The sequence below is a fragment of the Pseudomonas sp. DE0010 genome (assembly GCF_007680745.1).
Lineage (GTDB): Bacteria > Pseudomonadota > Gammaproteobacteria > Pseudomonadales > Pseudomonadaceae > Aquipseudomonas > Aquipseudomonas parafulva_B.
This window is the reverse complement of the sequence record NZ_VEJQ01000265.1, coordinates 1-245: the sequence shown is the minus strand read 5'-3', so window position 1 is coordinate 245 and position 245 is coordinate 1. Positions and strand designations below refer to the sequence as shown.

The following is a 245-nucleotide window of genomic DNA, read 5'->3' as shown; positions in this document are numbered from 1 at the left end:
GCCGTCCCCAAGCGTTTCACCATGCCCATGCGCGAGATCTGGGACATGCAGGAACGCCTGCCACGCCGCCAGGGCAAGCGCGCCGATCAGTTGCTGGAGAATCCGCGCTTTCGCGCCGGCTACGACTTCCTGCTGCTGCGCGAGAGCGCCGGCGAGGAAACCGGTGGCCTGGGCGACTGGTGGACCCGCTACCAGGAGGTCGGCGACAGCCAGCGGCGCGAGATGATCAAGAACCTCAGCCGCGA

General features: G+C 67.8%; 1 pseudogene. It reads left to right on the top strand.

The window, feature by feature from the left end:
* Window positions 1–245: pseudogene (locus FS767_RS22485) on the top strand (polynucleotide adenylyltransferase PcnB); the annotation flags it as partial.